Genomic DNA, 24,441 nt, shown 5'->3' on the forward strand with positions numbered 1-24,441 from the left:
TGCGAAACGGGCCGCGGTGGGAGCTACCGCCATGTCTGACGCATTCCTCATCGTCGCCTTCCTGCTCGGCTATCTCTTCGGCTCAATCCCGTTCGGCATGGTGCTGACCAGGCTTGCCGGTACGCAGGATCTGCGCTCGATTGGAAGCGGCAATATCGGCGCCACCAACGTGCTGCGCACCGGCCGCAAGGGCCTCGCCGCGGCAACCCTGATCGGCGACATGCTCAAGGGCACGATCGCGGTCATCATCGCCGGCTATTACGGCGGCGCCAATGCGGCGATGCTGGCCGCGCTCGGCGCCTTCCTCGGCCACCTCTTCCCGGTCTGGCTCAAATTCAACGGCGGCAAGGGCGTCGCCACCTATATCGGCGTGCTGATCGGCCTGTTCTGGCCGGCAGCCCTGATGTTCTGCCTGATCTGGCTCGCCACCGCCGTCACCACGCGGTACTCCTCGCTCTCGGCGCTGGTCGCAGCCTTCGTCACGCCGCTGTTCCTGTGGTGGTTCGGCCACCCGGCGCTGGCGTCGCTGTTCGTCGTGCTGACATTGCTGCTGTTCTGGAAGCACGGCGAAAACATCAAGCGGCTGCAGGCGGGCAACGAAGGCAAGATCGGGGCGAACTAACCCGACCAGCCGGCCCTACTCGGCCGGGCTTGGCGCCAATTGCCGCTCCTCGCGAAGCGGCTCGATCGCCATCCGGTATCCGCGAAGCCTTGCCAGCGGCGTCAGCATGGCGAAGATGAATTTCTGCAAGAAGATTGGCGGCCCCGCGAGATAAAGGTGGTCGCGATAGGTGTGAAGCACCAGCGCGATGGCGAGGAAATTCGGATCACCCTTGCTGGAAAACCACTCGGGCCGATGCACGGCAAGGGTTGCGAAATTCGCGAAGAAGCGAAGCTGCTGCTGCGCCGGCCTGAACTCGATCTCCAGTTCAGCCGCGCCATCGCCTGCATTGGCAAAGAAATGCGGCTTACCACGCGGCACGACCGCACTTCCGCCAGCTTCGACAATCTGTTCCCTGCCCTCGACAACAATTTTGATGCGGCCCGATTTCACCGCAAAATGCTCGTCCGCCCCGGGATGGACATGAAGCAGCGCGTTGCCGCCGCCCGAACCGCCCCGCTCCAGGATGACTTCGAACCGGGCGACCGAGGGATCGTCGACCGGTCCTGAAAAGACGAAGGTCTCTTTGTTGAAGGCATTGCGCAGCTTCGTTCCGCGCTCGAGTTCGGTCAGCATCATCCATCTCCTCATCTCGTGCCGTCCACCGGCGTCGGAGATGCGCTGCCTAATGAGCTAGGTCATGAATGTATTGTAAAAATCCGACGCTGCGAGTTCGGCGTTCCAGCCGCGATATTCCGCGGCCGTCGTGCCGCGAAAGAACGTGTCAGGCGGCGCGCCAGCCAACGACCTGAAATCGTTGATCAGATGCGCCTGGTCGTTGTAGCCGGTCGCATAGGCGACGTCGGCCCAATCGCTGCCCCTGAGCCGCGCAGCGACGACCTTTTCCATCCGCGCGACACGGGCGAACTGCTTCGGGCTGACGCCGGTCAGCGTCTTGAAGCGGCGCTGCAGGCTGCGTTCGCCGACGTCGAGACACGAGGCAAGGTCTTTCATCGAGACCGCTGGATCCTGCTTGAGCGCGCAGATCGCGCGGTGGACGACAGGATCGAACCGGTTGGTGGCGGCACGCTCGCGCAGAAACTGCCGCATTCGCGCAACGCGCGCTTCCGCATTCTCCGCTTCCGCAAGCATTTCTTCCAGCAACGATGCCTCGCGGTCTCCAAAAATGTCAGACAGTTCCACGCTGGCATCGGTCATATCGGCCAGATCGCAGCCGAGCACGCGGCAAGCCTCTTCGGCCTTCAGCCGGACCAGCACGACACCAAGCGGACCACTGGGACGCAGGGTCATCGCTTTGGTTTGCATCCCATTGGCGGTGCGCTTGTAACGGGGCCGGTGCGCCGCCGTCATCGCCGCACGATAGTGCACGATCAGGACGGGCGACGTCGTCGGCAAGACCTTTATCGTGAGGGCGCGTGCCGAGCGCGCATCATCGAAATCGGCATCCCAGATCGCTTCGGCGAAGTCGCTGAGCGCCTCGCCTGCCGGAAAGAAGTGAGATTTGGGCATGCTTGATTGTCGTTCCTGCCGAAAGACCGTCCTTGTCACCTCTGTTTGTCGGCGTTCGCCCGGTCAGGTTGCATCGTTCCGCTCAAATAGATTTTGATTGACTTCCCGAAATCGACGGACCGCGCCCGGTGGTCTCATTGCCGCTTTAGCGCGCCCTCGACGAAGCGCGCTGCCGTCAGCGCCGCGGCATCGGCGCCATATCGCGCAATGACCTGCACGCCGACCGGCAATCCGCCGTCCGCGATGAGCGTGGGAACATTGACGCAGGGCACGCCCATCAGTGTCCATAATCGGTTGTATCGGGCGTCGCCGGTCGAGGCCAAACCCTGTGGCGCAGCGCCGGGCGCCGACAAGGTCAGCAGCACATCGACCTCTTCGAACACTTTTGCCAGTGCATGTCTGGCGCGGCCCGCAACGCCCATGGCCTCGTCATAGGCGGCCGGTGCCGTCCCCTTGCTTTCGTCGAGCCGTGCGCGCAACAGCGGCGCCATCGCGTCGTAATTTTCGCGGTATTCCCAGGCGAGCGCCTGATGCGCCTCGAATTCCTGGATCACCGAATGGGCGTGCCACGCCTCCGCAATGATCTCAGGCAAATCAAGCACCCGCACCGAGGCTCCGGCGCGTTCGGCAGCTTTAGTCGCGATTCGCAGCGCCTCCCCGCCTGACGCCTCCGGCGCACCGGCGAAATCCTGCGTCACGACGCCGATGCGCGGGGTCGGAATGCTGGGCGGCAGCCGCAATTCGGGCCGGCCCGTCATCGCGGAAAGGCCACGCGCCACGTCGTCCACGCCGGCCGCGAACAGGCCGACCGTATCGAGCGTCCACGAATAGCACTTCACGCCGACCGTCGGCAGCAAGCGGTACGACGGCTTGATCGCGGCGACGCCACAGAACGATGCGGGGCGGATCACCGAACCGCCGGTCTGCGTTCCCAATGCGAGCGGGATCATGCCGGCCGCCACCGCCGCCGCCGAGCCCGATGACGATCCGCCGGGCGTGTGGCCGTGGTTGTGCGGGTTGAGCGTCGGTGTCGGATCCACGGAGGCGAATGCGGTGGTCGTGGTCTTGCCCACGATGGTTGCGCCCGCCTGCTTCAGCATCATCACCACAGCCGCATCGCCGCGCGACCGATATCCCCGGTAGATCGGCGAGCCCATCTCGGTCGGGAAATCCGCCGTATCCATGATGTCCTTGATGCCGACCGCAATGCCGCGCAGCGGCCCGGCGCTTTGCGCGCGAGGACTTTCATTCCGACAAACGAAGGCGCCGATGGACTTTTCATGCGCATTGGTTGCTGCAAGCGACTGCGCGATGGCGTCGTCGGGTGAAAGTTCGCCGGCATCGATGCGGCGCTGAAGTTCGGCGAGTGAGATCATGAAGGCATTCCTGTGATGAGGATACAGGTTACGGAGGGCCTTGGCATGGAGCAAGCTTAACACCCATCACAATCAAACAGGTTGATCACAATCTCAGGTTGGGCAATGCTGCTACCCGCATGCATGACCGGACACAACTCACGCCCCACCTCACCGAGACCGACCGGATCGACCGGCTGCGGCTGATCCGCAGCGACAATGTCGGGCCGCGAACCTTCTATTCGCTCCTCAATCATTTCGGTAACGCGCGCGCGGCCCTGGAGCGGTTGCCCGATCTGGCGCGCCGTGGCGGTGCCGCGCGTTCAGGGCGCATCTGCAGCGAGGAGGAAGCGCGGGCCGAGATCGCCGCGGCGAAAAGGATCGGCGTCACGCTGGTCGCGCCCGACGAAGCCGCCTATCCCCCGCGGCTGGCGACGCTTGAGGATGCGCCTCCCTTGCTCGGCGTGCGTGTGCGCGCTGCGCCCGACGTCCTGATCCGGCCGATAATCGCGATCGTCGGCTCGCGCAACGCTTCCGGGGCCGGGCTGAAATTCGCCGGCCAGTTGGCGCGCGAGCTTGGCGAGGCCGGCTTCGTCGTCATCTCAGGCCTGGCGCGCGGCATCGATCAGGCCGCGCATCGCGCGACGGTCGAAAGCGGCACAGTCGCGGTGTTGGCCGGCGGTCACGACCGGATCTATCCGCCGGAGCACGGTGACTTGCTCGCCGCCCTGCTCGATCAAGGCGGCGCTATTTCCGAAATGCCGCTCGGCCATGTGCCGCGCGGCCACGATTTTCCCCGGCGCAATCGCCTGATCTCCGGCGCGTCGCTCGGCGTCGTCGTGATCGAGGCAGCGCATCGCTCGGGATCGCTGATCACGGCGCGGATGGCCGCCGAACAGGGCCGCGAAGTATTCGCGGTGCCCGGCTCACCGCTCGACCCGCGCGCCGCCGGCACCAATGATTTGATCAAGCAGGGTGCAACCCTGGTTACGGAAGCCAGTGACGTCATCAACGCGGTGGGGCCGATCATGGAGCGGCCGGTCGTGCTCGAGGCGCGCGAGGGCGATGACGAGCCGCTCGATTTCGACATCGATCCGGGCGTGCGCGCACGCATCGTGACGCTGCTCGGGCCGAGCCCGGTCAGCCTCGACGATCTGATCCGGATGTCGGGCCTCTCGCCCACCATCGTGCGCACGGTGCTGCTGGAGCTCGAACTGGCCGGCCGGCTGGAGCGCCATGGCGGCGGGCTGGTATCGCTGATCTAGCTCTTCTCATTGCGCGCGTCGAAACTCGTCCGCGCGCCCTCGATCTCCGGCAGATGCGCGAACGCCCATTGGCCGAGCGCCTGTACCGGGCTCGCCAGCCCGCGGCCGAGATCGGTGAGTTCGTAATCGACCCGCGGCGGGATGGTCGGAAACACGGTGCGTGTGACCAGCCCGTCGCGCTCCAGCCCGCGCAGCGTCAAGGTCAGCATCCGCTGCGAGATGCCGCCGATCGTGCGCTTGAGCTCGTTGAAGCGCTGCGGTCCACCGATCAGCGTCATGATCACAAACACGCTCCATTTGTCGCCGACCCGCGCCAGCACGGAAGCCACGGCGCGGCAACTATCGCCGGCATGCGGGCCCGGCGGCAGGGCAGGCACAATCTTGTGCTCGGGTCTCATGGCTGTGCTCGGGTGTAAAAAATGTGCGTTCTTGCGGGGTTCTGCCACGGTCACTCATATAGCGCCAGTTACAAATCTATACCAAAGGGTGACACCAACCATGAAACTTCTGCACATCGACTCCAGCGTGCTCGGCCCCCACTCCGTCAGCCGCCAGGTTTCCGCCGCCATTGTCGATCGGCTGCGCCGATCCACCCCCGGCCTCGAGGTCAGTTATCGCGATCTCACGCTCACGCCACTGGCGCATCTCACCGGTTCACACCTCGCCGCTGGCCAGGGGGCTGCCCCGGACGCGTCGCTGCGCGAAGATATCGCCGCCGGTCAGGCTGTGCTGGAAGAGTTTCTGGCCGCCGACGTCATCGTGCTCGGCGCCCCCATGTACAACTTCACGATTCCGAGCCAGCTCAAGGCCTGGATCGACCGCATCCTGGTCGTCGGCAAGACGTTCAAATACTCAGCGCAAGGCGCCGAAGGTCTGGCCGGCAACAAGCGTGTCATCGTCGCGATCTCGCGCGGCGGCTTCTATGGCCCGGGCACGCCGGCCGCAGTCGGCGAGCACCTGGAAACCTATTTGCGCTGGGTGTTTGGCTTCATCGGCATCAAGAATCCAGAATTCATTTCCGCCGACGGCATCCAGGTCGGCCCCGAACATCGCGAAAAGGCGGTGGCCGGCGCGCTAAAGGCCGCAGGCGATCTGAACGCCGCCTGAGTTGAGGCAATGGCGGCTGCCGTCGCCGCCCGACGGCAGGCAGCCGCTCAAATCAGAAGACGCCGTTCATGCGCAGCAGCACGATAATCAAGGAGACCAGGAGACCGACACCGGAAAACAGCGCGATCGAAACAAATTGCGCGGTGTCCGAATTTTCCGCCGGGGTCGAGGAGATGCCAGTGGTCTTCGGCACGGTTGCACCCACCCGTTTTTGGTTGCGAGACTCCTGCCTCGAAATCTCCAACAGCCAAACCCATGGTTCAATGCGCGTTCTGGCTCAGCGCCAATCCGCCGCAGGGCATCGAAGCCGGCCAGCGACCGAGATCATCAGACCGCCGGCCGGCTTCGATATTGCCGGGATATGCCCTACCCCCGATAGATCGGCGCGCCGCTCGGCGAGGCCGTGGCCCCGCCGTCGACGAACAGTTCCTGCCCCTGCACATGCGCAGAATCGTCCGAAGCGAGGAACAGCACCGTCTTCGAGATATGATCGGGTTCCCCGATGCGGCCGAGCGGCGTGGTTGCGCCGATGCGCTTCTCGAATGCCTTCTCGGCTTCGGGCGTCGCCAGCGCAGCGCCCCAGATCGGAGTACGGATTGCCCCCGGCGAGACCACGTTGACGCGGATATTGCGTGGCGAGAGTTCGGACGCCATCACCCGCGCCATTGCGCGCACACCGGCCTTGCTCGCCGCATAGGCTGAATAGCCGGGATTCCCGAGCACCGAGATCACTGAACCGTTCAGGATGATGGAGGCGCCGTCGTTGAGATGCGGGACTGCGGCCTGCACGGTGAAGAACACGGCAGTGACGTTGGTCCGGATCACCTTCTCAAAGGTTTCGAGCGTAGCGGCACCAAGCGGCGTACCGCCCGCGATGCCGGCATTGGCAAAAATGACGTCGAGCTTGCCGAATTTCGCGACCGCCTGCTTGATTGCAGCTTCCGTCGCCGCGATGTCGGTGGCATCGGCGACGATGGCGAGCGCATTCGGCCCAAGTTCTTTCGCAGCCGCTTCCAGCGTCTCCTTGTTGCGCCCTGTTATGGCGACCCGCGCCCCCTCCGCCACGAACAGTCTTGCGGTGGCGAGCCCGATGCCGCTGTTGCCCCCTGTGATCAACGCCGTCTTGTTCGCGAGCCTCATGGCCGCCTCCAATGGTTGCATTATTAAACTAGATTGCCTACCTAGGGCATCTGGTTTAATATTGCAACTACACAAGACTGTGATCTACCCACAGCGCGTTTTCGACGGAGCCCGCCATGGTGAAACGGACCAGCTTTGAACACGATGACTGCCCAGTCGCACGCGCGCTGGATGCGATCGGAGATTGGTGGTCGATTCTGATCATTCGCGAAGCGCTGTTCGGGGTCAGCCGCTTCAGCGAATTCCAGAAGAAGCTGGGCCTCGCCAAGAACATCCTCACGGTGCGGCTGCGCGCGCTGGTCGACCAGGGCATCCTGAAGACCGCGCCCGCCGCCGACGGCAGCGCGTATCAGGAATATCTGCTGACGCCGAAGGGGCGCGGCGTCTTCCCGATCCTGGTCGCCTTGCGGCAATGGAGCGAGGAGTTCGACGAGCGCCCGGAAGAGATCGCCACCATTCTGGTCGACAAGGAGAAGGGCCGGCTGGTTCGCAAGCTCGAACTCCATTCGCAGGACGGGCGGCTATTGGGTATGGACGATACCGCGCTGAAGCCGCGGCCGGCGGGCAAGCAGAGTAAGCGCGTTACGGCGTAGAGGATTGGTGTTCCACGTTCGTCATGGCCGGGCTTGTCCCGGCCAGCCACGTCTTTCTTGCTGGATTGGGGAAAGACGTGGATGCCCGGCACAAGGCCGGGCATGACGACTTTGAGGGAGCGCTCACGATAGCTTGTGTTTGCTCCTTGTGCGCAGGCGCTCTTCCGCCTCGAGTTGCGCCATGCCGAGCAGATGGCTGAGCACCTCCAGCCGATGGCGCTCCGCCAGCTTGACCAGTTCGGCAACGGTCTCCGCTATAAAGGCAACGGCCTCGTCGGGGCCGCCCTCCTCGCCTCGTTCATCGCTTCGTTCATCGGTTGGCGATTTCCGACGCTTGCCTGAAGCTTTTCGCTTTCGGCCGCCTGCAGCCTTGCTCAAAAAATTTGCATCCTAACGCGACACAAAGTATTGCCCAGAAATAACCCCTTTGATGGCGCAACTCTAGGGCGTATTTCGCAACTCGACAGATATAAGTCGACCCCAAAAGGTTCCCTGACGGCATTTGTAGATTTGACAGGGGCCGCCTCACCACCCATGTTCGGGTCCAATCGGTAGGCCGCGAGTCTCGCGGAACCCGCCTTTATCTTTTCCCGTAAGCCATTGGAATGACATGAATATCGTCATCGTGGAGTCGCCGGCGAAAGCCAAGACTATCAACAAGTATTTGGGCGCCTCCTACGAGGTTCTGGCCTCGTTCGGCCATGTCCGCGACCTCCCCGCTAAAAATGGTTCCGTCGATCCGGACGCGAATTTTCAGATGATCTGGGAGGTGGATCCCAAGGCGGCTGGCCGACTCAACGACATCGCCAAGGCGCTGAAGGGCGCCGACCGGCTGATTCTCGCAACCGACCCTGATCGTGAGGGCGAAGCGATCTCCTGGCACGTGCTGGAGGTGATGAAAGAGAAGCGCGCGCTGAAAGATCAGAAGATCGAGCGCGTGGTGTTCAACGCCATCACCAAGCAGGCCGTGACCGATGCGATGAAGGCGCCGCGCCAGATCGACGGCGCGCTGGTCGACGCTTACATGGCTCGCCGTGCGCTGGATTATCTGGTCGGCTTCACGCTCTCGCCGGTGCTGTGGCGCAAACTGCCGGGCGCGCGCTCGGCGGGACGCGTGCAGTCGGTGGCGCTGCGGCTGGTCTGCGACCGCGAACTCGAGATCGAAAAATTCGTTCCCCGCGAATACTGGTCGCTGGTCGCGACCCTGACCACGCCGCGCGGCGACAGTTTTGAGGCGCGCCTGGTCGGCGCCGACGGCAAGAAGATCCAGCGTCTCGACATCGGCTCCGGCGCGGAGGCCGAAGACCTCAAGAAAGCGATCGAGGCGGCGAATTTCACGGTTTCGACCGTGGAAGCAAAGCCCGCGCGCCGCAATCCGCAGGCGCCGTTCACCACCTCGACGCTGCAGCAGGAAGCCAGCCGCAAACTCGGCTTCGCGCCCGCGCACACCATGCGGATCGCGCAGCGGCTTTATGAAGGTATCGATATCGGCGGCGAGACCACCGGCCTCATCACCTATATGCGAACCGACGGCGTGCAGATCGACGGCTCCGCGATCACGCAGGCCCGCAAGGTGATCGGCGAGGATTACGGCAACGCCTACGTGCCGGATGCGCCGCGCCAGTACCAGACCAAGGCCAAGAACGCGCAGGAAGCGCATGAAGCGATCCGCCCGACCGATCTGTCGCGACGGCCTGCCGAGATGCGCCGCCGCCTCGATACCGATCAGGCCAAGCTTTACGAGTTGATCTGGATCCGCACCATTGCGAGCCAGATGGAATCGGCCGAACTCGAACGCACCACCGTGGACATCGCCGCGAAGGCCGGCTCACGCGTGCTGGATCTGCGCGCCTCGGGCCAGGTCATCAAGTTCGACGGCTTCCTCGCGCTCTATCAGGAAGGCAAGGACGACGACGGCGAGGACGAGGATTCGCGCCGCTTGCCCGCCATGAGCGCGGGCGAAGCGCTAAAGCGCCAGGCGCTCGCCGTCACCCAGCATTTCACCGAACCGCCGCCGCGCTTCTCTGAAGCCTCGCTGGTCAAGCGGATGGAAGAGCTCGGCATCGGCCGTCCCTCGACCTACGCCTCGATCCTGCAGGTGTTGAAGGACCGCGGCTACGTCAAGCTGGAAAAGAAGCGGTTGCATGGCGAGGACAAGGGCCGCGTCGTGGTCGCGTTCCTCGAGAATTTCTTTGCGCGCTATGTCGAGTACGACTTCACGGCGGCGCTGGAAGAACAGCTCGACCGCATCTCTAACAACGAGATTTCCTGGCAGCAGGTGCTGCAGGATTTCTGGATTGGCTTCATCGGCGCGGTCAACGACATCAAGGACCTCCGGGTCTCCGAAGTGCTGGATGCGCTGGACGACATGCTGGGGCCGCACATCTACCCCGCCCGCGCCGACGGCGGCGACGTCAGGCAGTGCCCGACCTGCGGCACCGGCAAGCTCAATCTGAAGGCCGGAAAGTTCGGCGCCTTTGTCGGCTGCTCGAACTATCCGGAATGCCGCTACACCCGGCCGCTGGCCGCCGACGGCGAAGCCAGCGCCGATCGCGTCCTCGGCAAGGACCCGGAAACCGATCTCGACGTGACGGTGAAGGCCGGACGCTTCGGCCCCTACATCCAGCTCGGCGAGCAGAAGGATTATGCCGAGGGCGAAAAGCCCCGGCGCGCCGGCATCCCGAAGAACATGTCGCCCGGCGACATGGAATTGGAACTGGCGTTGAAGCTATTGTCGTTGCCGCGCGAAATCGGAAAGCATCCGGAGACCGGCGAGCCGATCACCGCCGGCATCGGCCGCTTCGGCCCGTTCGTGCGTCATGAAAAGACCTATGCGAGCCTGGAAGCCGGCGACGAAGTGTTCGACGTCGGCCTCAATCGCGCGGTGACGCTGATTGCGGAAAAGATCGCAAAGGGCCCGAGCGGCCGCCGCTTCGGTGCTGATCCCGGCAAGCCGCTCGGCGAGCATCCGAGCCTTGGCGGTGTCGCGGTGAAGAATGGCCGCTACGGCGCCTACGTCACGGCCGGCGGGGTCAACGCCACGATCCCGAGCGACAAGACGCCCGACACGATCACGCTCGCCGAAGCCGTCGCGCTGATCGATGAGCGCGCCGCCAAGGGCGGCGGCAAGCCGAAGCGCGGCGCCAAGAAGAAGGCCGCGCCAAAGAAGGCAGCAGCCAAAGCTGCCGATCCCGGCGCGCCAAAGCCGGCCAAGAAGGCGGCAGTGAAGAAAGCCGCGGCGAAGCCGAAATCGGAAGCCGTCAGCAAGGCGCGCGCCCCGGTCGCATCCGCCGCCAAGACATCGGCGGCAAAGCCCGCACCCAAGACGCCTGCGAAAAAGAGCGCGGGCAAGGCCCGGGGATAAGTGAAGAGAAAACACGACAATGGTTTTCCAGGCCGGGACGCCATCGTCGCCTTTATCCGTGCGAATCCAGGCAAGATCGGCACGCGGGAAATCGCCCGCGAGTTCGGCCTGAAGAATGCCGACCGTGCTGAGCTAAAGCGCATCCTGCGCGAACTCGCCGACGAAGGCGCCATCGCCAAGCGCGGCCGGAAAATCCACGAGACGGCTCTCCTGCCCCCGACGGTGATCGCCGACATCACCGGCCGCGACACCGATGGCGAATTGCTCGCCACTCCCACCGAATGGGACACCGAGGAAAACGGTCCCGCGCCGAAGATCCGCATCCATGTCCCGCGCCGTTTGCAACCGGGCACCGCTGCGGGTGTCGGCGACCGGGCCCTGTTGCGGATCGAAAAGGCTGATGACGGGGAAGTCGCCCCCTATCGCGGTCGGATCATCAAGATCATCGATCAGGCCCGCACGCGCCTGCTCGGCATCTTCCGCGACCTGCCTGGCGGCGGCGGCCGGCTCGTACCTGTCGACAAGAAGCAGGCCGGGCGCGAATTGAACATCGCGCCGTCGGATACCGGCGGCGCCGAGGATGGCGATCTCGTCAGCGTCGATCTCGTTCGCGGGCGCGGCTATGGCCTCGCTTCCGGCAAGGTGAAGGAGCGGCTGGGCTCGCTGTCGAGCGAAAAAGCGATCAGCCTGATCGCGATCCACGCCCACGAAATCCCGCAAGCGTTCTCGCCGTCCGCGTTGCGCGAGGCCGAGGCCGCCGAGCCTGCGGCACTGAAAGGCCGCGAGGACTGGCGCGAGCTGCCGCTCGTCACCATCGATCCGCCCGACGCGAAAGATCATGACGACGCGGTGCACGCCGCGCCCGATCCAGATCCAAACAACAGGGGCGGCTACATCGTCCATGTCGCGATTGCCGACGTCGCCTTCTATGTGCGGCCCGGTTTGGCGCTCGATCGTGACGCGCTGACGCGCGGCAACTCGGTGTACTTCCCCGATCGCGTGGTGCCGATGCTGCCTGAGCGCATCTCCAACGATCTCTGCTCGCTGGTGCCGGGCCAGCCACGCGGCGCGCTCGCGGTGCGGATGGTGATCGGCCCCGATGGCCGCAAGCGTTCGCACAGCTTTCATCGGGTGCTGATGCGCTCAGCCGCCAAGCTGCACTATGCGCAGGCGCAAGCCGCCATCGATGGCCGCCCCGACGACACCACCGGCCCGCTGCTGGAACCAATCCTGAAGCCCCTCTACACAGCCTATGCACTCGTAAAACTCGCGCGCGACGAGCGCGATCCGCTCGACCTCGATCTGCCCGAGCGAAAAATCCTGCTCAAGGCTGACGGGTCAGTTGACCGCGTCATCGTACCGGAGCGGCTCGACGCGCACCGCTTGATTGAGGAATTCATGATCCTCGCCAACGTCGCAGCCGCCGAAATGCTTGAAAAGAAGGCGTTGCCGCTTATCTATCGGGTGCACGACGAGCCGACCCTGGAGAAGGTTCATAACCTCCAGGAATTCCTGAAGACGCTCGACCTGCCGTTCGCGAAGACGGGTGCGTTGCGCCCCTCCTTGTTCAATCGCGTGCTCGTTCAGGTTCGCGGCGAGGACTACGAACCGCTGGTCAACGAGGTGGTGCTGCGCTCGCAGGCGCAAGCGGAATATTCGGCGGAGAATTACGGCCATTTCGGCCTCAACCTGCGCCGCTACGCGCATTTCACCTCACCGATCAGGCGATACGCTGACCTGATCGTGCATCGCGCGCTGATCCGCGCGCTCGGCCTCGGCGAAGGCGCGTTGCCGGAAACCGAGACGCTGGAGACGCTCAGCGAGGTCGCGGCGCAGATTTCCGTGACCGAGCGCCGTGCGATGAAAGCGGAACGCGAGACGGCCGATCGCTTGATCGCGCATTTCCTCGCTGACCGCATCGGCGCGACGTTTCAGGGCCGTATTTCCGGCGTGACCCGCGCCGGGCTGTTTGTGAAGCTTTCGGATACCGGCGCCGACGGGTTGATCCCGATCCGCACGCTCGGCACCGAGTACTACAATTACGACGAGACGCGTCACGCGCTCGTCGGCTCACGCAGCGGTGCCATGCACCGATTGGGTGACGTTGTCGACGTGCGTCTGGTAGAAGCAGCGCCAGTGGCCGGCGCGTTACGTTTCGAGCTGTTGTCGGAAGGCCAGGTCATTCCGCGCGGCAGAAAACGCGACGGATCGAAAGCACAGGCAACGCCGTCGAAATCGCATCCGGGCCGCAGCCCGCGCGACAAGGTTCGCAAGCCCCACAAGGGCAAGTCCGGCAAAGCCAAGCCGGGCAAATCGAAGAAAGGCAAGTCATGGAAACGGTGAGCAGTGCGACGCCAGTCTGGACCCGGAATACCGTGCAAGCCGAGAAGCGCGACCTCTGGACCGCGATGAAGCGCGGCTTTCGCTGCCGCTGCCCGCGCTGCGGCGAAGGCAAGCTGTTTCGCGCCTTCCTGAAGACCGCCAATAATTGCTCGGCCTGCGGCCTCGATTTCACGCCGCATCGCGCCGACGATTTGCCGGCCTATCTCGTGATCGTCGTCGTCGGCCACATCGTGGTACCGGCGGCACTGTGGATCGAAACCAATTACGCGCCGGCCGTGTGGCTGCAACTGGCGATCTACCTGCCGCTGACTTTCATTTTATCGCTGCTACTGTTGCAGCCGATCAAGGGCGCCGTGGTCGGCTTCCAATGGGCCTTGCGCATGCACGGCTTTGACGAGAATGCCCCTGGCGACATTCCGCCGGTCTAGAGCTTCGGTTCTGATTGAATCAGAACCGAAGCTCTAGATTCTTGTTTTGACGCGTTTCCTTCACGCGAACCGGTATCCACTTCGCTCGAAAACGCAATAGCTAAAGCGGGCACAACAAGAGCACCAAAAATGGGGATGGGATGAACGACGTCGCGACTGCCGTACAAGAAGGAAAAGAAGCCGATCACCATCCCTATTTCCGGCCCAAGGATGCAGCCACGCTGATCCTGATCGACCGCTCCGGCGACAAGCCGAAGGTTCTGGTCGGCAAGCGCCACGACAAAGTGGTGTTCATGCCGGGCAAATATGTTTTTCCCGGCGGCCGCGTCGACAAGTCGGACAACCGCATTCCTGTTGCCGCGCCGATTTCCGGAGAGCTCGAAACCAACCTGCTCAAGGGTAGCCCGAAGATCGCACCTTCCCGCGCGCGGGCGCTCGCGGTCGCCGCGATCCGCGAAGCCTGCGAGGAAACCGGTCTCTGCCTCGGCCGCAAGGTTGAAAAACCCGTAAAACTCGACGGCGCCTGGCAACCGTTCACGGAAGCGGGCCTGCTGCCCGATCCGTCCAACCTGTTCCTGATCGCGCGCGCGATCACCCCGCCCGGCCGCGTCCGCCGCTTCGACACGCGCTTCTTCACCGCAGATGCTTCCAGCATCGCCCATCGCGTCGAAGGCGTGATCCATGCCGATGCCGAACTGGTCGAACTGGTGTGGGTCGAGATCGGCTCCCAGCCGCTCGCCGATGCGCATGCCATGACCAAGAACGTGCTCGCCGAACTCGACCGCCGCCTCGCCGCGGGGCCGCTGCGCCACGATGCACCGGTGCCGTTCTTTCATTTCTACGGCGGCAAGATGCAGAAGGACGTGCTGGGGGCGTAGGATCCCGCCCTCTCCACGTCATTGCGAGCGCAGCGAAGCAATCCATTCTTTCTTTCCGCGGAGAAATGGATTGCTTCGCTGTCGCTCGCAATGACGGTATTGGCGCCGTCGAATTGTTCTCCCCCAGTCCCCTAATTTGCAAAATTCTTCTCGATGCCGCCTGATGGCGCTGCCCTGATCGCCTCCCTATCTCTTCCCCAACAATAACAGCTACGGATCGGGCAATGGCACAGCGGCAACTCAAGCTCGGCGCGTTTATGCGTCCGGTCTCCATCCACACCGGCGCGTGGCGCTATCCCGGCGCCTGGCCCGATGCCAATTTCAATTTCGCGCGCATCAAGCAACTGATCCAGAAGCTGGAGGCCGGCAAGTTCGACGCCTTCTTCATGGCGGACCATCTCGCGGTGCTGAACATGCCGGTCAATGCGCTCAAGCGCAGCCACACCGTGACCTCGTTCGAGCCGTTCACGCTGCTGTCGGCGCTGGCCGGCGCCACCGAACATATCGGCCTGATCGCGACGGGATCGACGACGTTCGACGAGCCCTATCATGTCGCCCGGCGTTTTGCTTCGCTCGATCACATCAGCGGTGGGCGTGCGGGTTGGAATATCGTCACCACCTCCAATCCGGATGCCGCGCTCAATTTCGGGCTCGACGACCATATGGAGCACGCCGAGCGCTACAAGCGGGCGCGCGAGTTCTACGACGTGGTCACCGGTCTCTGGGACTCCTTTGCCGATGACGCCTTCGTGCGCGACGTCGAGGCGGGGCTTTATTTCGACCCGGCGAAAATGCACGTGCTCAATCACAAGGGAAAATATCTCTCGGTGCGCGGGCCGCTCAACATCGCCCGCCCCGTCCAGGGCTGGCCGCTGATCGTGCAGGCCGGCGCGTCCGAAGACGGCAGGCAACTCGCGGCGGAGACGGCGGAAGCCGTCTTCACCGGCGGCGGCCCCCTCGCCGACGGCCAAAAACTTTATGCCGATATCAAGGGCCGCATGGAGAAGATCGGCCGCAACCCCGAACACCTGAAGATCCTGCCCGGCGCCTTCGTGGTGGTCGGCGACAGCGTCGAGGAAGCCAAAGAGAAAAGGGCAAAACTCGACAGCATGGTGCATTACGACAGCGCCATCGCCTCGCTCTCGGTGCAGCTCGGCACCGATGCTTCCGGCTTCGATCCCGACGGCCAGTTGCCGCCGATCCCCGAAACCAATGCGAGCAAGAGCGGCCGCCAGCGCCTGGTCGACGTCGCTGCGCGCGACAAGCTCACGGTGCGCCAGCTTGCCCAGCGCGTCGGCGGCTATGGCGGGCTATCGTTCGTCGGCACGCCGCAAACCATCGCCGACCAGATGGAGGAATGGCTGATGAGCCGCGGCAGCGACGGCTTCAACATCATGTTCCCGTTCCTTCCCGCCGGGCTCGACGATTTCGTCGACAAGGTGGTTCCGGAACTGCAAAGGCGCGGGATTTTCCGCACCGAGTATGAAGGCCGGACGCTGCGGGAGAATTTGGGGCTGCCGAGGCCGAAAAACCGCTTCTTTGAGGGTTAATCCCGCTGAATCCGGCCGGTTTTTGCCCCGAAAACCTTGACTTTGGGCGATCAGAAGCTAGGTTGCGCGCAAATGCAGGCCGATTTGGCCAGCGCCCGATATCCCCTATTTGAGGTTCTGAACATGGCCAAAGCGGTCACCATCAAGGTCAAGCTCGTTTCCACGGCGGATACCGGCTTCTATTACGTCGCCAAGAAGAACTCGCGCACCATGACCGACAAGCTGGTCAAGAAGAAGTACGACCCGGTCGCGCGCAAGCACGTCGAGTTCAAGGAATCGAAGATCAAGTAATTCGTAGGCTCATCGCCGACGGATTTTGACGGGGCCCTTTCGGGCCCCGTTTTGATTCTTACGCCGTCTGCATCTGCGGCGGCCCGCTCGGCCGGATCAGCGCGAACGCGACCTGGATGATGCCGCCGGCCAGCCCGAGAGCTACGCCGATCCGCCACGCCATGGTGTAGGAGCCGAGCGCGTCGTACAGCACTCCGCCTCCGAAGGCGCCGAGGAAGCTGCCGACCTGATGGCTCATGAAGGCGAGCCCCTGGATCATCGCCTGCCATTTCAGGCCGAACATCTCGGCGACCGCGCCCGCGACCAGCGGGCCGACGCCCATCCACAGAAAGCCCATGATGGCGCCGAACAAGAGCGTCGTCGCCGGCGTCGGCGGCAGCGTGAAATACCAGGCGAGCGCGATCGAGCGGAAGATGTAGATGCCGCCGAGCAGCGCCAGCTTGTTCCAGCGCTCGCCGGCCCAGCCGAAGAAGATGCTGCCGAGCACGTTGAAGCCGCCGATCATGCCGAGCGTCTGCGCGCTCAACATCGGATCCATGCCGCAGATCGCCAGATACGACGGCAGATGCGTGGTGAGAAACACGAGCTGCATGCCGCAGACGAAATAGGCGCCGGTCATCACCACGAAGGAGGCGTTGGAGAACGCGATCCTGGTGGCGACGCTGGCCGAAGAGTTGCCGATTTCGTCGTCCGCAGGCTTGGGCAGCGGAATCTTGTCCACCCTGCCCGCGTACCAGGCGGCCGGAATCATCAGGAGCGAGAGCACCACAAAGCCTGCGAGCCCCATTCGCCAGCCGTAGCCTTCATTGAGCATCTGCCCGATCGGCGCCGACAGCAGCGCGCCGAGCGATCCCGCGCCCGACACCAGGCCGAGCACCGTCGAGCGCACCGTCGCCGGCACGGCGCGGGCGGCTACCGACATCGCAATGGCCGCCGCGGTACAGGCGAGCGAGGTGCCGATCAAAATGCCGCCGCCGATCATGACGCTGAGAAAACCGTTCGCGGCCGCCATCAACGCAAGGCCGGCGACATAAAGCAGCGCGCCTGCCACCATGATGGCCCGAAAACCGTAGCGCACTGTCAGCGCGCCGGCGAACGGCTGCAAAAATCCCCAGGCGAGATTTTGCACCGCGAGCGCCAGCGTGAAATCGGACACTGAAATCCGGATGTCCTGCGTCAGCGGCTGCATGAAAAGGCCGAGCGACTGGCGCAGGCCCATGCTGAGCGTGAGCATGACGGAGGCGCCGATAAGGATGGGAAGCGTGGGCCGCAGGATTTGCAGCAGGGCCATTGTTTTTATTCTCCCGATCGGCCGCGATTCGAATGCCGCGTCCCGCAATTGATATCTGAAATAGGTACACAGACCTGTGTACCTAGGCTATAAGGAGGCTCCGCTGTCAAGCTAAGGTGACCCGCGCATTCGCATGGCTACCCTGCCCGCCAAACCCGACATGAAGGACCGGATTCTGGAAACCGCGGATAGGCTGTTCTATCTGCAGGGAATTCGCGCGGTCGGCGTCGACACCATCGCCGCCGAAATCGGCATCAGCAAGCGCACGCTCTACAATCATTTTCCGTCCAAGGACGCGTTGATCGCGGCCTATCTGGCGCGGCGCTTCGTGGCTCCGCGGCCTTCCGACAAGTCGCCGGTCGAGCAGATTCTCGGCACTTTCGATTCGCTGGAGCGACGTTTTTCTGCGAAGGATTTTCGCGGCTGCCCCTTTGTCAATGCGGTTGCCGAACTCGGCGAAGACCGGTCGGTCCGCAAGGTTGCTGTTGCCTTCAAGGAAAGCCGCCGCCTCTGGTTTCGCGACCTGCTGGTGCAGCTCGGCGTCGCCGATCCAGACGCACTGGCGACGCAGCTCGCCTTGCTGGTCGACGGTTCGATCGCGCAGGACCTCGTCCGCAACGATCCGGCGATGGCGCGGGCGGCAAAGGAAGCGGCGACGGTGCTGCTGAGGAATGCGGGGGTGAAGGTGGGTGGGAGTGGCTCCACGAACAAACGCGCGGCAAAGAAGCAGCAGGCAAGATCGGCTTCTTGAGGCCCGCTTCGCCGTCGTCCCTGCGAACGCAGGGACCCATACGCCGTGGCCTTTCAGTGAGGCGATGTGGTAGGTACCTTCCTAAGATAACAAGCGCCGGTGGCTATGGGTCCCTGCGTTCGCAGGGACGACGGCGAGAGAGCCACGCTTGCGCAAGAACAAGACGGCAAAGGGGAGCGACCATGGAAGACCTGAAAGTGACCGCCAACGGTTACGACTTCAAACCGGCGCAGGCGGCGATGCAGCGCTATGTCGACAACAACCTGCTGTCAGGCATTTCCTGGGCGGTCATGGTCGGGCGCGACCTCGTCGACGTGAATTGCGTCGGATGGGCCGACAAGGAAGCGCAGACGCCGCTCCGCACCGACCACATCTTCCGCGTCTTTTCCAATACCAAGCTGGTCACTTCCTGCGCGGCGTTGCTGCTGTTCGAGGAAGGCAAGTTGAAGCTCGATGACCCCATCGAAAAATTTATTCCGCAGCTCGGAAATCGAAAGGTGCTGCGGCCGGGCGCAACGTCACTTGATGACGCGGAGCCGGCGAAGAGCTCGATCACCATCAGACAGCTCCTGAGCCATAGTTCGGGACTGAGCTACGGCTTTTTCGATCCGGGCACGACCATCTTCAAGGCCCTCAATGAGCGCGGCGTCCACGACCCGAGAACGACTCTGGCACAAATGGTGGACGTGCTGGCCGGCCTGCCGCTGATCTATCAACCGGGGACGTCCTGGGAATACTCGCTCGCCATCGACGTCGTGGCGCGGCTGATCGAAGTCATCAGCGGTCAACGCTTCGACGAATTCATCAAGGCGCGGATTCTCGATCCGCTCGGCATGGTCGACACCGGTTTCGCCGTGCCGGAAAAGGATCAGGGACGGCTGGTCGCCTATTACGCCGGCGCCGACCTGATGGAGCCGATGAAGCCGGGGCTTACCCGGACCGACAACGCGCCGTTCCCCGGCGCCTATCTGCGTCCCATTGCAAGGCTCAACGGCGGCGGCGGCCTGGTCTCAACGATGCCTGATATGGTCGCGCTGATCCGAAGCCTGCTGCCCGGCGGCAAAACCCTGCTCAAGCCGGAGACGATTGCGCAGATGATGACCAACCAACTGCCGGACGGCCAGTGGATCCGCTTTGCCATGATGGGCGAACAGCCCGGCAAGGCACACGGCCTCGCCGGCGGGTTGATCCTGAAGCCCTCGGCGTTCGATCATCCCGACGCGTCAGGCGAATTCTATTGGGGCGGCGTGGCCGGCACCCAATGGTGGATTTCGCCGAAGCGCAACATGGCCGGCGTGATGATGGCGCAGCGCCAGATGGCGTTCGTCCATCCGTTCTCGTTCGAGTTCAAGCGGCTGGCGTATGAGGCGGTGAAGCAAGGCGCCGAGGTTGTTGCCTGAGGCGATCACCTATGCCTCGTCGTCCCTGCCTGGTGCGCAATTGCGCACTAGGGTCTGTTGATATTCAGGTGAGGTCGGCCTGCAAATGGCGGCTTTCTGCGCTTCCAGTGCTCCCGTACCAAAAGGTACGCTCCGCTCCGGTTCTCGAAAGCCACCATTTTCGGCTCGCCCTGACCTGAATATCAACAGACCCTAGCGCCGGCAATCTTCTCATGTTTCTCAGCAACCAGGACATCGTCGATCTGGTCGGCTGGCGCCGGAGGATTTCGGGTGCTTCGGCAGCGTCGGCAAGTCGGCGATGTTTTTCCTTGGCGCCGGCGAGAGCCATCCGAGCCTGCACAATCCCGACTACGATTTTCCCGACGACCTGATCGCGGTCGGGGCGAGAGTGTTCATGCGCACGGCGCGGGACCTGCTGGGCTAGGGTGCCCGCCGGTGCGGAGCTCTATGCCGTTGCGAAACCGGCGACGACGACAAAGCCCAGCACCAGGAACACGAACAGGTCGGAGAGCATCGCCATGTTTTCCTTGTTCGTGCGGGTCGTGTTGAGCGCGTGCCCGACGCCGGCCAGTCCGTAGAACAGGCCGGTGCAGAGCGCAGCCGGCACGATCCAGGCCGGGAAGAAGATCGAGAGCACCGACATCGCGCCCATCGAGACGTTGGCGAAGCCGAGTTCGGACACGATCTTGAACGCTTCCTCGTCCTGGATCTTGAAGATTGTCTGCGCGGTGAAGGCCGGCCGTACGATCTGCGAAAGGCCGGCGGTAAGCAGCCGCAGTCCGCCCGTCCAGAACACGAACCACTTGCCGATGATATGGACGAGATCGGTGGCGCCGGCGGCGAACTCGATCAGGATCGAGCCGATCGGCAGGACCAGCATGAAGGCAACGATCACGATCAAGTACATGGATTGGTCCCGGCCTATGCAGGGACGACGGCTAAGCCGCCGTCGAAACCACCCTGTTCCGCCCGTCGTGCTTCGCCTGATACAGCGCCATGTCGGCGCGCTTGAGCACGTCGGCGACCGGCTCGCCCTTGTGGTCCAGCGTCGCCAGTCCGATTGAAATCGTGACGTCGATGCGCTTGGTGCCCTTGTTGACCGCAAAGGTTTCGCCGGCGATCGAGCGGCGCAGGCGCTCGGCGACCATGCCGGCGACGGTCAAGTCGGTTTCCGGCATCACGATCACGAACTCCTCGCCGCCATAGCGGCAGGCGAGATCGATGCCGCGGATCGATTTTCGGATGCGCACCGCGAATTCGCGCAGCACGTCGTCGCCGGCGTCGTGGCCATAAGTGTCGTTGATGGATTTGAAGAAGTCGATGTCGAGGATCATCAGCGCGAGCGGCTTGCCGCGGCTCGAGGCCTGCTCGGCCAGCGTCGCCAGATGAGTTTCCATATAGCGGCGGTTATGCAGGCCGGTCAGCGCGTCGGTGATCGCCATTTCGATCGAGTTCTGCACGTTGTCGCGCAGATGGTCGGTATAGCGCCGCTTGCGGATCTGGGTGCGCGCCCGCGCCAGCAATTCGTTCTTGTCGACGGGACGCAGGAGATAATCGTTGACGCCGATTTCGAGCCCGCGCAGCAGCCGCGCATTGTTGTCGGCATCGGAGATGGCGAGGATCGGCAACTGGCGGGTGCGCTCCAGCGAGCGCGCCTGGCTGCACAGCCGCAGGCCATCGTAATTTTCAAGGCCGAGCGAAACGATCAGCAAATCGTAATTACCCTCGGCGGCGTGAAACAGCGCTTCCGCCGGATTGATTTCGACGTCGACGGTGTGCTCGGCAGAAAGGATCGGCGCCAGCCGCTCGTAGGACGATGGCCGGTCGTCGACAAGCAGGATCCGCCCGCCGACGCCCTTGTCGGCGATCGCGCTACGCTCGGGCGCCTCCATGCCGATCTCGAGCGAGGTGATGGCGCGCATCCGCAGCTCATCGGTCATCATCTTCAGCCGCGTCAGCGACCGGACGCGCGCGATCAGGACGATGTCGGACACCGGCTTGGTGAGAAAATCGTCGGCGCCGGCTTCCAGCCCGCGGACGCGATCGGACGGACTGTCCAGCGCGGTGACGATCACGACGGGAATGTAATGGGTGGCCGGGTTCGACTTCAGCCGGCGGCAGACCTCAAAACCGTCCATGTCGGGCATCATGACGTCGAGCAGGATGATGTCGCATTCGGAACGCGAACAGAGATCGAGCGCCTCGGCACCATTGGATGCCGTCAACACGTCGAAATATTCGGCCGACAGACGGGCTTCCAGCAACTTGACGTTCGCTGGGACGTCATCGACGACGAGGATACGCGCAGACATCGAAACTCACTCCTACCCCTACCCGATAAAACGCCGCACGGTTTCGATAAACTTGCCGACGGAAATTGGCTTGGACAAATACGCCTCGCAGCCGCCCTCGCGGATGCGCTCTTCGTCGCCCTTCATCGCGAATGCCGTGACGGCGACCACCGGAATGGCGCGCAACTCCGGATCGTCCTTGATCCAGCGCGTCACTTCGAGGCCGGACACTTGGGGGAGCTGGATATCCATCAGGATCAGGTCGGGGCGCAGCTTGCGGACGAGATCGAGCGCCTCGAAACCGTTGCTGGTGCCCGAAGTCTGATAGCCGTGCGCTTCCAACAGGTCGCGAAAGAGCTTCATGTTGAGCTCGTTATCCTCCACGATCAGGACGGTTTTTGCCATCCCGTCCTCCCCTCGTCCCAGGAAACAGATCCGGCCTTTCAGTACGATCCTGTACTGCCGCCGGGCTGTCGAAAAGTGAATTCAACTAGCGTCAGATTTCGCTCTAAGCCGTTAAATCGATGCCCTACTTTTGCGGTGTGGTTTCCACTTGCTTGAACACACTGCGCAGACTCGGGCATGATGGTTCCAAACTAGACACCATAAGTTAACGGAAAGGCAAACCCATCTGTTGAAAAAGCCTGTTCACAACCCTCGCGAAGTGGCTGAAATCGTTGCAGTTCAGGCGCTGAGTTTTATTGCTGGCGATCCTGAAAGGCTAGGCCTTTTCCTGGCCGAAAGCGGCATCGGTCCGGAGACGCTGCGCACGGCTGCTGCCGACCCGCAATTTCTGGCCTCGGTGCTGGATTTTGTGATGCGGGATGATGCAACCGTGAAAGCGTTTGCGAGCGCCTCGCAACTGCACCCGACCAATATCGCCGCCGCCCGCCAAGTGCTCGGCGACCCGCATTGGGAGCGCGACGTGCCGTGACCGCGCCCGCGCCAGCCTTGGATGGTCCGCGCGCGTTCTGCCGGGATTGCCTCGGCGACCTCGATATCAAGGCCAGACGGTGTGGCGAATGCGGTTCCCCCCGTCTGGTCCGCCACCATGCCCTGCCCTCGCTGACGCTGGCGCATGTCGATTGCGACGCGTTCTACGCTACCGTCGAGAAGCGCGACAATCCGGAGCTTGCCGACAAGCCCGTGATCATCGGCGGCGGCAAGCGCGGCGTGGTGTCGGCCGCCTGCTACGTCTCGCGAACCTATGGCGTGCGCTCGGCGATGCCGATGTTCAAGGCCCTGGCGCTGTGCCCCCAGGCTGCCGTAATCCCGCCCGACATGGCCAAATACGTCCGCGTCGGCCGCGAGGTGCGCCACGCCATGCAGACGCTGACGCCGCTGGTGGAACCGCTGTCGATCGACGAGGCGTTTCTCGATCTTTCCGGCACGCAGCGCGTTCACGGCATGATTCCGGCAAAAGTGCTCGCGCGCTTTGCCCGCGACGTCGAGCGCGACATCGGGATCACGGTGTCCGTCGGCCTGTCTTGCAACAAGTTTTTGGCCAAGATCGCCTCCGATCTCGACAAGCCGCGCGGCTTTGCCGCCCTCGACCAGATCGAGGCCCGCGAAATGCTGGCGGACAAGCCGGTCGGCTTCATCTATGGCGTCGGCCCCGCGACCCAGGAGAAGCTGGTGCAGCGAGGCTTTCGCACCATTGCGGACCTGCAGCGCGCCGACGAGGTCGAGCTGATGAAGCAGTTCGGCGGCGAAGGCCGCAGGCTGTGGCGGCTGGCGCGCGGCATCGACGACCGCAGCGTGGTGGCGGACCGCGGCGCCAAGACGATTTCCAACGAGACCACGTTCGAGAGCGACATCAAGGATTTTGCAACGCTGGAAAAAGTACTGTGGCGGCTGTCCGAAAAAGTGTCGTCGCGGCTGAAGAGCAGCGATCTGTCAGGCCTCACCATTACCTTGAAACTAAAGACCGCGGATTTCAGGCAGCGCACCCGCTCGCAATCGATTCACGCACCGACGCAGCTCGCCGCGAAGATTTTTGCGGTGTCGCGCGAAATGCTGGCGAAGGAGATCGACGGCACGGCTTTTCGCCTGATCGGCACCGGCGTCAGCGCGCTGCGCGACGGATCGCAGGCCGACGACACCGACATGCTCGACCGCCGCTCGGCCCATGCCGAGCGCGCGATGGATGATTTGCGCAAGAAGTTCGGCAATGCCGCTGTCATCAGGGGCATTGCGTATAAAGGGCCGGCGAAGGAGGACGACGAGGAGGAAGAGTAGCACCGACCTCTCCCCGTCATGACGG

The 24,441-nt window shown here is 63.4% G+C and carries 25 protein-coding genes and 1 pseudogene; 15 read left to right on the forward strand and 11 right to left on the reverse strand.

Features of this window, described 5'->3' with window-relative positions; all coding sequences use genetic code 11:
• Positions 1-31: 31 nt before the first annotated feature.
• Complete coding sequence (gene plsY, locus C7G61_RS20790; RefSeq protein WP_108517793.1) at positions 32-622, forward strand: glycerol-3-phosphate 1-O-acyltransferase PlsY; 591 nt, start codon at positions 32-34, stop codon at positions 620-622.
• 15 nt (positions 623-637) lie between these two features.
• Here the strand turns inward: plsY and C7G61_RS20795 are convergent, their stop codons facing one another.
• From C7G61_RS20795 to C7G61_RS20805, 3 genes are all read right to left on the reverse strand, one after another.
• Positions 638-1,237 carry a cupin domain-containing protein gene (locus C7G61_RS20795; protein ID WP_190241900.1) on the reverse strand — a complete coding sequence of 200 codons (600 nt, stop codon included), beginning with the start codon at positions 1,235-1,237 and terminating at the stop codon, positions 638-640.
• A gap of 57 nt (positions 1,238-1,294) precedes the next feature.
• Complete coding sequence (locus tag C7G61_RS20800) at positions 1,295-2,131, reverse strand: helix-turn-helix domain-containing protein (protein WP_108517798.1); 837 nt, start codon at positions 2,129-2,131, stop codon at positions 1,295-1,297.
• A 134-nt stretch (positions 2,132-2,265) separates the two neighbouring features.
• Entirely contained in the window at positions 2,266-3,507 is a 1,242-nt protein-coding gene (locus C7G61_RS20805) for an amidase (protein ID WP_108517800.1), read from the reverse strand.
• A gap of 119 nt (positions 3,508-3,626) precedes the next feature.
• Between C7G61_RS20805 and dprA the strand changes: the two genes are divergently transcribed.
• Entirely contained in the window at positions 3,627-4,751 is a 1,125-nt protein-coding gene (gene dprA / locus C7G61_RS20810) for a DNA-processing protein DprA (RefSeq protein ID WP_108517802.1), read from the forward strand.
• Here dprA and C7G61_RS20815 read toward each other — a convergent pair.
• Complete coding sequence (locus tag C7G61_RS20815) at positions 4,748-5,149, reverse strand: winged helix-turn-helix transcriptional regulator (RefSeq protein WP_108517804.1); 402 nt, start codon at positions 5,147-5,149, stop codon at positions 4,748-4,750. The genes dprA and C7G61_RS20815 overlap by 4 nt on opposite strands.
• 100 nt (positions 5,150-5,249) lie before the next feature.
• Here C7G61_RS20815 and C7G61_RS20820 point away from each other — a divergent pair, with 100 nt between their 5' ends.
• Complete coding sequence (locus C7G61_RS20820) at positions 5,250-5,858, forward strand: FMN-dependent NADH-azoreductase (protein ID WP_108517807.1); 609 nt, start codon at positions 5,250-5,252, stop codon at positions 5,856-5,858.
• Positions 5,859-5,910: 52 nt separating this feature from the next.
• Here C7G61_RS20820 and C7G61_RS44755 read toward each other — a convergent pair whose 3' ends face one another.
• Both C7G61_RS44755 and C7G61_RS20825 read right to left on the reverse strand, forming a co-directional pair.
• On the reverse strand, positions 5,911-6,051 hold the full coding sequence (locus tag C7G61_RS44755; protein WP_190241909.1) for a hypothetical protein: 141 nt from the start codon (positions 6,049-6,051) through the stop codon (positions 5,911-5,913).
• A gap of 173 nt (positions 6,052-6,224) precedes the next feature.
• Positions 6,225-6,998, reverse strand: coding sequence for a glucose 1-dehydrogenase (locus C7G61_RS20825; RefSeq protein ID WP_108517809.1), 774 nt, complete (start codon positions 6,996-6,998; stop codon positions 6,225-6,227).
• Positions 6,999-7,114: 116 nt separating this feature from the next.
• Here C7G61_RS20825 and C7G61_RS20830 point away from each other — a divergent pair, with 116 nt between their 5' ends.
• A complete protein-coding gene (locus C7G61_RS20830; protein ID WP_108517811.1) occupies positions 7,115-7,591 on the forward strand; it encodes a winged helix-turn-helix transcriptional regulator in 477 nt (158 codons plus the stop codon).
• Positions 7,592-7,714: 123 nt separating this feature from the next.
• Here C7G61_RS20830 and C7G61_RS20835 read toward each other — a convergent pair whose 3' ends face one another.
• On the reverse strand, positions 7,715-7,969 hold the full coding sequence (locus tag C7G61_RS20835; protein ID WP_108517813.1) for a hypothetical protein: 255 nt from the start codon (positions 7,967-7,969) through the stop codon (positions 7,715-7,717).
• Between the two features lie 232 nt (positions 7,970-8,201).
• Between C7G61_RS20835 and topA the strand changes: the two genes are divergently transcribed.
• The 6 genes from topA (at position 8,202) to rpmG (ending at position 16,445) form a co-directional block, all read left to right on the forward strand.
• Positions 8,202-10,955, forward strand: a complete 2,754-nt coding sequence (gene topA / locus C7G61_RS20840) for a type I DNA topoisomerase (RefSeq protein WP_108517815.1) — start codon at positions 8,202-8,204, stop codon at positions 10,953-10,955.
• Entirely contained in the window at positions 10,956-13,298 is a 2,343-nt protein-coding gene (gene rnr, locus C7G61_RS20845) for a ribonuclease R (RefSeq protein ID WP_108517817.1), read from the forward strand.
• Positions 13,286-13,726, forward strand: coding sequence for a DUF983 domain-containing protein (locus C7G61_RS20850; RefSeq protein WP_108517819.1), 441 nt, complete (start codon positions 13,286-13,288; stop codon positions 13,724-13,726). Before rnr ends, C7G61_RS20850 begins: the two co-directional genes overlap by 13 nt.
• Before the next feature lie 140 nt (positions 13,727-13,866).
• Positions 13,867-14,604 (forward strand): NUDIX hydrolase, encoded by a 738-nt coding sequence (locus tag C7G61_RS20855; RefSeq protein ID WP_108517821.1) that lies wholly within the window; start codon positions 13,867-13,869, stop codon positions 14,602-14,604.
• 224 nt (positions 14,605-14,828) lie between these two features.
• Positions 14,829-16,154: an LLM class flavin-dependent oxidoreductase gene (locus tag C7G61_RS20860; RefSeq protein ID WP_108517823.1), complete on the forward strand. Its 1,326-nt coding sequence runs from the start codon at positions 14,829-14,831 to the stop codon at positions 16,152-16,154.
• A 123-nt stretch (positions 16,155-16,277) separates the two neighbouring features.
• The gene (gene rpmG / locus C7G61_RS20865) at positions 16,278-16,445 is read left to right on the forward strand and encodes a 50S ribosomal protein L33 (RefSeq protein WP_027537094.1); all 168 of its coding nucleotides are present in this window, start codon (positions 16,278-16,280) and stop codon (positions 16,443-16,445) included.
• Between the two features lie 58 nt (positions 16,446-16,503).
• Here rpmG and C7G61_RS20870 read toward each other — a convergent pair whose 3' ends face one another.
• Positions 16,504-17,736 carry an MFS transporter gene (locus tag C7G61_RS20870; RefSeq protein ID WP_108517825.1) on the reverse strand — a complete coding sequence of 411 codons (1,233 nt, stop codon included), beginning with the start codon at positions 17,734-17,736 and terminating at the stop codon, positions 16,504-16,506.
• A 133-nt stretch (positions 17,737-17,869) separates the two neighbouring features.
• Between C7G61_RS20870 and C7G61_RS20875 the strand changes: the two genes are divergently transcribed.
• From C7G61_RS20875 to C7G61_RS20885, 3 genes and pseudogenes are all read left to right on the forward strand, one after another.
• Positions 17,870-18,487, forward strand: a complete 618-nt coding sequence (locus C7G61_RS20875) for a TetR/AcrR family transcriptional regulator (RefSeq protein WP_420836774.1) — start codon at positions 17,870-17,872, stop codon at positions 18,485-18,487.
• A gap of 182 nt (positions 18,488-18,669) precedes the next feature.
• Positions 18,670-19,887, forward strand: a complete 1,218-nt coding sequence (locus C7G61_RS20880) for a serine hydrolase domain-containing protein (RefSeq protein ID WP_108517827.1) — start codon at positions 18,670-18,672, stop codon at positions 19,885-19,887.
• Positions 19,888-20,140: 253 nt separating this feature from the next.
• Positions 20,141-20,311: pseudogene (locus C7G61_RS20885) on the forward strand (amidohydrolase); the annotation flags it as partial.
• A gap of 21 nt (positions 20,312-20,332) precedes the next feature.
• Here C7G61_RS20885 and C7G61_RS20890 read toward each other — a convergent pair.
• Genes C7G61_RS20890 through C7G61_RS20900 form a run of 3 tightly spaced genes read right to left on the reverse strand, consistent with a single transcriptional unit; the run spans position 20,333 to position 22,583 of the window.
• Entirely contained in the window at positions 20,333-20,794 is a 462-nt protein-coding gene (locus tag C7G61_RS20890; protein WP_108517830.1) for a DUF6790 family protein, read from the reverse strand.
• Between the two features lie 31 nt (positions 20,795-20,825).
• Positions 20,826-22,199: a PleD family two-component system response regulator gene (locus tag C7G61_RS20895; protein ID WP_108517832.1), complete on the reverse strand. Its 1,374-nt coding sequence runs from the start codon at positions 22,197-22,199 to the stop codon at positions 20,826-20,828.
• An 18-nt stretch (positions 22,200-22,217) separates the two neighbouring features.
• Entirely contained in the window at positions 22,218-22,583 is a 366-nt protein-coding gene (locus C7G61_RS20900) for a response regulator (protein WP_027538546.1), read from the reverse strand.
• A gap of 229 nt (positions 22,584-22,812) precedes the next feature.
• Here C7G61_RS20900 and C7G61_RS20905 point away from each other — a divergent pair, with 229 nt between their 5' ends.
• Both C7G61_RS20905 and C7G61_RS20910 read left to right on the forward strand, forming a co-directional pair.
• Positions 22,813-23,112, forward strand: a complete 300-nt coding sequence (locus tag C7G61_RS20905; RefSeq protein WP_108517834.1) for a DUF3572 domain-containing protein — start codon at positions 22,813-22,815, stop codon at positions 23,110-23,112.
• The gene (locus C7G61_RS20910) at positions 23,109-24,416 is read left to right on the forward strand and encodes a DNA polymerase IV (RefSeq protein WP_108517836.1); all 1,308 of its coding nucleotides are present in this window, start codon (positions 23,109-23,111) and stop codon (positions 24,414-24,416) included. The genes C7G61_RS20905 and C7G61_RS20910 overlap by 4 nt, the downstream gene beginning before the upstream one ends.
• Positions 24,417-24,441: the final 25 nt, after the last annotated feature.

The sequence above is a fragment of the Bradyrhizobium algeriense genome (assembly GCF_003062295.1).
In the GTDB taxonomy this organism is placed as follows: domain Bacteria; phylum Pseudomonadota; class Alphaproteobacteria; order Rhizobiales; family Xanthobacteraceae; genus Bradyrhizobium; species Bradyrhizobium algeriense.